The 9251-nt window shown below is 61.6% G+C and carries 8 protein-coding genes; 2 read left to right on the top strand and 6 right to left on the bottom strand.

Annotation, left to right across the window (positions count from 1 at the left end; translation table 11 throughout):
• The 6 genes from VIE67_RS12225 to VIE67_RS12250 form a co-directional block, all read right to left on the bottom strand.
• Nucleotides 1-1129, bottom strand: a 1129-nt coding sequence (locus VIE67_RS12225; RefSeq protein WP_332026601.1) for a thiamine pyrophosphate-binding protein, incomplete at its 3' end; no start/stop codon positions are given.
• A gap of 158 nt (nucleotides 1130-1287) precedes the next feature.
• Entirely contained in the window at nucleotides 1288-2169 is an 882-nt protein-coding gene (locus tag VIE67_RS12230) for a phosphoribulokinase (protein WP_332026603.1), read from the bottom strand.
• A gap of 17 nt (nucleotides 2170-2186) precedes the next feature.
• Entirely contained in the window at nucleotides 2187-3266 is a 1080-nt protein-coding gene (locus VIE67_RS12235) for a class 1 fructose-bisphosphatase (protein ID WP_332026605.1), read from the bottom strand.
• 156 nt (nucleotides 3267-3422) lie between these two features.
• On the bottom strand, nucleotides 3423-4355 hold the full coding sequence (gene cbbX, locus VIE67_RS12240; RefSeq protein ID WP_332026607.1) for a CbbX protein: 933 nt from the start codon (nucleotides 4353-4355) through the stop codon (nucleotides 3423-3425).
• A gap of 8 nt (nucleotides 4356-4363) precedes the next feature.
• Nucleotides 4364-4798, bottom strand: coding sequence for a ribulose bisphosphate carboxylase small subunit (locus VIE67_RS12245; RefSeq protein WP_332026609.1), 435 nt, complete (start codon nucleotides 4796-4798; stop codon nucleotides 4364-4366).
• 15 nt (nucleotides 4799-4813) lie between these two features.
• Nucleotides 4814-6319, bottom strand: a complete 1506-nt coding sequence (locus VIE67_RS12250; protein ID WP_332026611.1) for a ribulose-bisphosphate carboxylase large subunit — start codon at nucleotides 6317-6319, stop codon at nucleotides 4814-4816.
• Nucleotides 6320-6424: 105 nt separating this feature from the next.
• Between VIE67_RS12250 and VIE67_RS12255 the strand changes: the two genes are divergently transcribed.
• Both VIE67_RS12255 and VIE67_RS12260 read left to right on the top strand, forming a co-directional pair.
• Nucleotides 6425-7453 (top strand): LysR family transcriptional regulator, encoded by a 1029-nt coding sequence (locus VIE67_RS12255; protein ID WP_332026614.1) that lies wholly within the window; start codon nucleotides 6425-6427, stop codon nucleotides 7451-7453.
• A 355-nt stretch (nucleotides 7454-7808) separates the two neighbouring features.
• Nucleotides 7809-9251: IPT/TIG domain-containing protein (locus VIE67_RS12260; protein ID WP_332026616.1), on the top strand; the 1443-nt coding region annotated here is incomplete at its 3' end.

The raw sequence follows: 9251 nt of genomic DNA on the forward strand, positions 1-9251 counted from the left end.
CGAGCAGGTCGAGCGCATTCTGCGAAGCCTTGCGCGTGGCGATCGTCGGCATCGCCGCCTGTACTTCGGCGAGCTTCGCGCGCGCGAAGGCTTTCCAGTCGGCCGGCAGTTCGTCCACGATGCGGCGCTTGAACTCCGCGGCAAGTTGCGGGAAGGCCTTGGCGTAGGCATCGAAACGCTGCTGCCACTGGGCCTCGATGCGCGCACCTTCGGCACGCGCGTTCCATTGCGCGTAGACCGCGTCGGGAATATCGAATGCGGCGTGCGGCCAATTCAGCGCTTTGCGCGTCGCCGCGAGTTCGTCCGCACCTAGCGGCGCGCCGTGCACATCGTGGCTGCCGGCCTTGTTCGGGCTGCCCTTGCCGATCACCGTCTTGCAGCACAGCAGGCTGGGCTTGTCGCGTTGCGCGCGCGCTGCGACCAGCGCGTTCTCGACCGCGGCCGGATCATGACCGTCGATCGCGCGCACGACATGCCAGCCATAGGCCTCGAAACGTTTCGGCGTGTCGTCAGCAAACCAGTGCTCGACATGGCCATCGATCGAGATGCCGTTGTCGTCGTAAAAACAGATCAGCTTGCCGAGGCCCAATGTCCCCGCGAACGAGGCCGCTTCATGGCTTATGCCTTCCATAAGACAACCGTCGCCGAGGAAGACGTAGGTGTGATGATCGACGATCGTGTGATCGTCGCGATTGAATTCACGCGCCAGCAACGCCTCCGCCAGCGCCATGCCGACGGCGTTGGTCAGACCCTGACCCAATGGACCGGTCGTGGTTTCGACGCCCGGCGTCATGCCGTATTCGGGATGTCCGGGCGTCTTGCTGTGCAGCTGGCGGAAGCGCTTGAGCTCGTCCAGCAACAGGTCGTAGCCGCTCAAGTGTAAAAGTGCATAAAGCAGCATCGAGCCGTGGCCGTTCGACAGCACGAAGCGATCGCGATCGGGCCAAGCCGGATTCGCCGGATTGTGCCGAAGATAGCGCTGCCACAGCACCAGCGCGATCTCGGCCATGCCCATCGGCGCGCCGGGATGGCCGGAGTTCGCGGCCTGCACTGCGTCAGCCGCGAGGAAACGGATCGCGTTGGCGAGCTCTTGCTGGGTGGCTTCGACTGGGCGGATATTTGCGTTCATGTGTGTCTTTTGCCTCGTCATTCCAGCGGAAGCTGGAATCCAGCCTTCGCCTTGGTGTTCAACGGCTGCGTTCAGTAGAAAAGAGCAAGGGGCTGGATGACCAGCTTCGCTGTTGTAAAGCACCTCCGGCTTTCGCCGGAATGACGAGCAGGCCGCGTCTACGCCGCCAATGCGCGCCGCTTGCGATCCATCAACTGCAGAATCATCGGCGTGAAAATCAATTCCATCGCCAAACCCATCTTGCCGCCGGGCGCAACGATCGTGTTCGGCCGGCTCATGAACGAATCGTGCAGCATGCTGAGCAGGTACGGGAAATCGATGCCTTTCGGATTGGCGAAGCGGATCACCAGAAAACTTTCGTCCGGCGACGGGATATAGCGCGCGACGAACGGATTGGACGTATCCACCGTGGGCACGCGCTGAAAATTCACGTGCGTGCGCGAAAACTGCGAGCAGATGTGGCTGACGTAATCGGGCATGCGGCGCAGGATCGTGTCGGTCACCGCTTCCTGGCTGTAGCCGCGCATACGCTGGTCGCGATGCAGTTTCTGGATCCATTCCAAGTTGATTATCGGCACCACGCCAACCTTCAGATCGGCGTAACGCGCGACATCGACATCGCCGTCGACCACGGCACCGTGCAGGCCTTCGTAGAACAGCAGGTCGGTGCCCTTGGGCACATCCTCCCACGCGGTGAACGTGCCCGGTTCCTGCTTGTACGGTGCGGCCTCGGCCGGGTCGTGCAGATACTTGCGCGCTTTGCCAACGCCGGTTTCGCCATAGCTGCGGAACAGGTCTTCGAGCTCCTTGAACAGATTCGCCGCGGGACCGAAGTGACTGTAGTTGCGATCGCCGCGCACTTCGGCATCCTTCATCTCCTTGCGCATTTCCAGGCGATTGAAGCGATGGAAGCTGTCACCTTCGACCAGCTGCGCTTTGAGATTTTCGCGCCGGAAAATATTCACGAAGCTCGACATCACCGTGGTGGTGCCGGCGCCGGAAGACCCGGTGATCGCAATAACGGGATGCTTGGTCGACATCGACGGTTCCTCGTTGGCTACGCGCGCGCTTCGGGACGAAACAGCGAGCGCTCGTTGAACAGCGGCGAGACAAAGGGTTGGTCCGTACCGTCGTCGAACTCGCGGTGATAGCGCTCGATGCGCTCGACTTCGCATTTGGAGCCGAGGATCACCGGCACGCGCTGATGCAGCTGTTCGGGCTGCTTGTCGAGGATGCGGTTGCGGCCGGTCGAGGCCAGACCGCCGGCCTGCTCGATCAGCATCGCCATCGGATTGGCCTCGTATAACAGGCGCAGGCGCCCGCCCTTGTTCGGTGCCTTGTTGTCGCGCGGATAGGAGAACACGCCGCCGCGGATCAGAATGCGATGCACATCGGCGACCATCGAAGCGATCCAGCGCATGTTGAAGTCGCGCCCACGCGGACCGGTCTTGCCAGCTTTGCATTCCTCGACGTAGCGCTGCATTGGCGGCTCCCAGAAACGCTCGTTCGAGGTATTGATCGCGAACTGGTCGGTCTCGTCGGGCACGCGCAGGTTCGGGTGCGTGAGGATGAAGTTGCCGATTTCCTTGTCGAGGGTGAAGCCGTGAGAGCCTTGGCCGACGCTCAGGACGAGGATCGTCGATGGCCCGTAGATCGCGTAACCGGCCGCGACCTGGCGGTTGCCGGGCTGCAGGTAGTCGGCTTCGACCGGGGCGTCGTCGCGGTCATGAACCAGGACCGAGAAGATCGTGCCGACCGCAACATTGAGGTCGATGTTGGCCGAACCGTCGAGCGGATCGAACAACAACAGATAGCGGCCGCGCGAATATTCACCCGGGATGTCGAACGGCTGCTCCATTTCCTCCGAGGCCATGCCGGCGACGAGGCCGCCCCAGTCGCAATGGCGCAAGATGATTTCGTTGGTCAGCAGGTCGAGCGGCTTCTGCGTTTCACCCTGCACATTCTGTGTGTCGAGCGAGCCGGTGTTGCCGTCGAGCGCGCCTTTCGCCGCCACCGCGCTGATCGCCTTGATCGCGGCGGCCACGTCGACCAGCAACGCGGCAAGTGCATTGCTGTCCGGCGAGCCCTTCAACTGCTCGATCAGGAATTTCGACAGCGTGGTGCGGCGGTTGAACATGGCGCGTCTCCGGTACTGAAATTGCCTCTTGCTATTGCTTCTCGCCGTCATTCCGGCGAAAGCCGGAGGTGCTTACAACAGCGAAGCTGGTCATCCAGCGTCTTTCTGATTGGAAGAGCAAAGGAACTGGATTCCGGCTTTGGCCGGAATGACGAACTAAGAGATTTTGCTTTCTCCACCCAACCCGCCGCGAAACACGCGGCTGGCACGAATATCTTCGGGCGTAATCAACATCAACTGATCTTTTTCCGGCGCGGCGTTGGCCGTTGCGCTGGACGAAAACAGCCGCGACGCGTGGCGCAGGCGTGCGCGATCGAGCGCATTGCGGATCGAGCGCGCGTTGGCGAAATGCGGCTGCGTCAGGCGATGGGCGATGTACTCGCGCATCGCCGCAAGACCCGCCGCGTCGAAGCGGTAATCCATTTGCGCCGCGATCAATTGCGCGATCTGCAGCAGTTCGTCCGCCGTGTAATCGGGAAAATCGATATGGTGCGCAACGCGCGAGGCCATGCCCGGATTGCTGCGGAAGAAGGTCTCCATGCGATTCTTGTAGCCGGCCAGGATCACCACGATGTCGTCGCGCTGGTTCTCCATCACCTGCAGCAGGATCTCGATCGACTCCTGGCCGTAGTCGCGCTCGTTCTCCGGTCGGTACAGGTAATACGCCTCGTCGATGAACAGCACGCCGCCCATCGCCTTCTTCAGCACTTCCTTGGTCTTCGGCGCGGTGTGGCCGATGTACTGGCCGACGAGATCGTCGCGCGTGACCGCGATGACGTGATTGCTGCGGATATAGCCGAGCCGGTGCAGGATATCGGCCATGCGCAAGGCCACCGTTGTCTTGCCGGTACCCGGATTGCCGGTGAAACTCATGTGCAGGCTCGGCCGTCCCGCGCTCAGACCGACCGCATGCCGCGCCTTGTCGACCAGCAGCAAAGCGGCGATCTCGCGGATGCGCGATTTCACCGGCGCCAGACCGATCAACTCGCGGTCGAGCTTGTCGAACACCTCCGCGATACCGCTCTCTCGATACAACACGGAGAGATCGCGGACTTCGCTATCGGGCGCTGGCGTGGCGAGAACGTTCATCGCAATGCCTAGTAGCGCTCGCCTTCGCCCTTGTCGGTGGCGTAGGAGTGAATCGTGTAGCGGATGCTGCGGCCATCGACCTCCTGCCGCACGAGACCGAAGCCGGGCTCGTTCTTGGGCCGGTTGACGAGGTAGGACATCTTCGGTGATTCGACGCCGCGCGTCGCATCGAACGCGGTGACGCGGATGTAGTGGCTGGCAAACGTCTTGCGGCAGTTGTTGATCTCCATCAGGATGCCGGCCGGGTCGCGCAGATCGAACATCGGGTTGCCGAACATCTCCCAGTAGGTGTTGCGCGGATGCGGATCGTCGGTGTATTCGATGCCGACTGCCCAGCCCTGTTTCAACGCGTACTCAAGCTGCTTGGTTATCTGCGCGTCGGAAAGATCGGGCAGGAACGAGAACTGGCCCTGGGTCAGACGCTGGTTGGTGTTGGTCATCATGGCGGGTTCTCCGGATCAGGCGCTGGCGGTGGCGGTGGGCACGAAGTCGGCGGTGTCGGTCGACTCGTAGTTGAAGCTGACCTCGCCCCAGGTGTCGATGGCGGCCTTAAGCGGCGAACACCACTTGGCAGCTTCACGCAAAATCTGCGGTCCTTCGTTCCAGATATCGCGGCCTTCGTTGCGCGCCAGCACCATCGCTTCGAGCGCGACGCGGTTGGCGACGGCGCCGGCCTGGATGCCCTGCGGGTGACCGATCGTGCCGCCGCCGAATTGCAGGATCACGTCCTCGCCGAGATAGGTCAGCAACTGGTGCATCTGGCCGGCGTGAATGCCGCCGGAGGCAACCGGCATGACCTTGTTCAGGCTCGCCCAGTCCTGCTCGAAGAACAGGCCGGTCTCCAGATTCTGCGGCGTGTGCGTTTCGCGCAAGGTGTCGTAGAAGCCCTTGATCATCAGCGGATCGCCTTCGAGCTTGCCGACCACGGTGCCGGCATGGATGTGATCGACGCCGGCCATGCGCATCCACTTGCAGATCACGCGGAAGTTCATGCCGTGATTTTTCTGCCGTGAGTAGGTGCTGTTACCGGCACGGTGCAGATGCAGGATCATGTCGTTCTTGCGTGCCCACAGCGCCATCGACTGGATCGCGGTGTAGCCGATCACGAGATCGATCATGATGATGACGCTGCCCAGCTGCTTGGCGAATTCGGCGCGCGCGTACATCTCCTCCATCGTGCCGGCAGTGACATTGAGGTAATGGCCCTTGACCTCGCCGGTCGCGGCGGCAGCCTTGTTCACCGCTTCCATGCAGTAGAGAAAACGGTCGCGCCAATGCATGAACGGCTGGCTGTTGATGTTCTCGTCGTCCTTCATGAAATCAAGGCCGCCTTTCAGACCTTCGTAGACGACGCGGCCGTAGTTGCGGCCGGACAGGCCGAGTTTCGGCTTGGTCGTCGCGCCGAGCAGCGGCCGGCCGAACTTGTCCAGCCGCTCGCGCTCGACGACGATGCCGGTCGCCGGGCCCTGGAAGGTTTTCAGGTACGCGACGGGGATGCGCATGTCTTCCAGGCGCAATGCCTTGACCGCCTTGAAGCCGAAGACGTTGCCGATGATCGAAGCGGTGAGGTTGGCGATCGAGCCGGGCTCGAACAGGTCGAGGTCGTAAGCGATGTAGGCGAAATACTGCTGCTCGGTCTTCGTGCCCGGACCGGTGTTCGGCACCGGGTCCACGCGGTAGGCCTTGGCGCGATAAAGTTCGCAGGCGGTCAGGCGATCGGTCCAGACGACGGTCCAGGTCGCGGTCGAGGATTCGCCGGCGACGGCCGCGGCGCATTCATCGGCCGGCACGCCTTCCTGCGGTGTGATGCGGAACAGCGCGACGAGGTCCGTGTCTTGCACGACGTAATCGGGCTGCCAGTAGCCCATCTGCTTGTACTTGAGCACGCCGGCCTTGTAGCGCTTGGCGCCACTCTTGATCTCGGTGTCTGCTTCGTTGGCGGTGTCTTTGGCGAGTGCGTTCATGGCGGTTCCTGCACGTAGTCGGAAGTGGCTTGCGTGCATCGACCATAGTTCGGGCGTATCATCAGGTACAGTCAGGATTTCTGACTGTGTCATAAGGTTTTACTTATGTTGCGCCGGGTCACGTTCCGCCAGCTGCAAATCTTCTGCGCGGTGACGCGCCAACTTTCCTTCGTGCGCGCGAGCGAGGAGCTGCATCTGTCGCAACCGGCCGTATCGATGCAGATCAAGCAACTCGAAGAGGCGCTCGGCCTGCCGTTGCTCGACCGCTTCGGCAAACGCCTCGCCCTCACCGAAGCCGGCGTGCGCGTGCACGAGCACGCGTCGCGCGTGATCGGCGAACTGCACGACACCGAGGAAACCGTCAACCAGTTGAAGGGCTTGCGCGGCGGCAGTATCACCGTCGGCATGGTGTCGACCGCGAAATATTTCGTGCCGAAACTGCTCGCGCGTTTCACCGCGCAGTATCCGAATCTCGACCTACGCATCCTTTCCGGCAATCGCGGTGCGCTGCACGGATACCTGCATCGCAATGAAATCGATCTGGCGGTGATGGGCCGGCCGCCGCGCGAACTCGAGATGGTGACCGAGGCGTTCGCCCAGCACCCCTATGTGTTCATCGCGCCACCGGATCATCCCTGTGCCGGCGTCGGCGCGATCGATCTATTCGAGCTGCGCAATGAAACCCTACTGTTGCGCGAGCCCGAATCGGGCACGCGCATGCTCAACGACGAGTATTTCGCCAAGACCCTGTTCAAGCCGCGGCGCATGATCGAAATGGGCAGCAATGAAATGATCAAGCAGGCGGTGATCGCGGGCATGGGCGTCGCGCTGATCTCGCTGCACACGCTCGGCCTGGAGCTGCGCCACGGCGCGCTGGCGATCCTCGACGTACAGGGCACGCCGATCATGCGCACCTGGCACGTCGCGCACCTGGCCGACAAGCGCCACTCGCCCGCAGCCAAGGCGATGCGCGATTTCATCCTGACCAACGGCGGTCACTTCCTTAACGACGAATTTTCCGCACATGTCGCCAAGCGCAAGCCGCAACGCCAAGCGCTGAAAAAGACGGCTCAGCCGCGTGGGAAAGCGAAGGCGGTGCGCGCACCGGCGCGCAAGCCGGCGCGAGCGAAGTAGTGGAAATAATGTGAGTCTGGAATAGGCGTCCAAACAGACGGCAGCATTCCCCGGCTCAATTCTTTGGCGAAACACGGCCGTGTACTTCGGATCGCTGAGCACTGACCAGTGCGTGAGACAACTTGCTCGCACCACAGTCTTTTGATCCGTGGCATTGGCGCGTCGGGCTGATTTCGGGATTTTTGATACGTAGGTCGATCGAGATCAAAACCCTTGCCGTTGGGATTGTGACGCAGCGCTGGTTTCCGAGCAGCCGCGATAGACATCACGCTGTGAACGTGATTAGCCTTCAGGAAATTAGACAGGGGTAGGGACGATGCGAGTATTGTCATCGCGTACCGTCGCCACAAAGGCGATGGCGGTTCTGAGTTTGCTCCTCCTTTTCGTGGGCAACGCCGTTGCCCAAGCCCCCGCCGATACCATTGTCAACTGGGCCGCTTCCGCCAACGGCGGCGTTGCAACCGTCTCCTCGACGGCCTCAAGCAAAAACTATCCCGCCTCGTCGTTGAACGATGGCGACCGCACGGGAATCACCTGGGGCAAAGGTGGCGGCTGGCAGGGCAAGGCCACGTCTGGCGATTGGGCGCAGATCGCCTTCGCTGCGACACAAACGATCGAAACCGTCAGCGTGTATTCGCTGCAGGACAACTACACCCACGGCATCGACCCTCCGGAGTCGTTGACGTTCACTAATCTGGGCCTGACGGCGTTCGACGTACAGGTGTTCAACGGCACAAATTGGGTAACCGTCGCGTCGATTGTTGGCAACAACCTCGTCAAACGCACCGTCTCTTTTGCGCCGGTCGCGACCTCGGCCATTCGCGTGGTGTGCAATGTCGGCGGTACAAAAGGCACGGCGATCGTAGAAATCGAAGCCTGGGGTGCAACAGGTATCAACGACGTCGCCTTGGCATCGAACAATGGCGTGGCGGTGAGCGCCTCTTCCAGCAGTGGCGACAATTTCCCAGCCTCTGCCCTCAATGATGGGGTGACGTCGGGAGCGGATTGGGGCTTGGCGTCCGACGGCGGATGGGAAGATGCCACAGTCGGCGTCTTTCCCGATTGGGCAAAAATCGACTTCATGAATGCACAGGTGGTTCACGCCGTCACCGTGTGGACTCTGCAAGACTCCGCGACATCTCCGCCGCCCGGTGATTCGACAACGTTCTCCAAATGGGGTTTGACGGCGTTCGACATTCAGGCGTGGAACGGAACCGGCTGGACGACGGTTGCCTCGGTCACCGGCAACAATCTGGTCAAGCGCACCGTCACGTTTGCGCCGGTGTCGACGATTATGTTGCGTGTCGTCTGCAATGCGAGCATGGATGGCTATTCGCGACTGGTGGAAGTGCAGGCGTGGGGCATTGCGGCCCCGTTACCACCGATGCTGACCAGTCTGTCCGCTACGAGCGGCGCCGTCGGCACGGCGCTGACCATCGCGGGTGCGAATTTCAGCGTGCTTCCGAGCGCCAACCACGTAACGTTCAACGGAGTCGCCGCGGTGGTTCAACAGGCGATTTCAACATCGCTTCAAGTCATCGTCCCCACAAACGCCACGGTTGGCCCCATCGCGGTGACGGTGAATGGGCTGACCACGACGAGCGTCGTAAATTTCACTCCGGGGAACCAGTTTTCCCCGGCCGAGGTTGGACCAACGATCACCTCGTTCTCACCAGCCAGCGGCCCGCCCGGTACAACGGTCACGATCACTGGCACTGGCTTTTCGACAACGCCGGCCAACAACACCGTAAAATTCTATCAGACGGCGGCCATCGTCACGTCGGCAAGTACTACTTCG

Origin of the sequence: Rudaea sp., assembly GCF_036560865.1 — a bacterium.
In the GTDB taxonomy this organism is placed as follows: domain Bacteria; phylum Pseudomonadota; class Gammaproteobacteria; order Xanthomonadales; family Rhodanobacteraceae; genus Rudaea.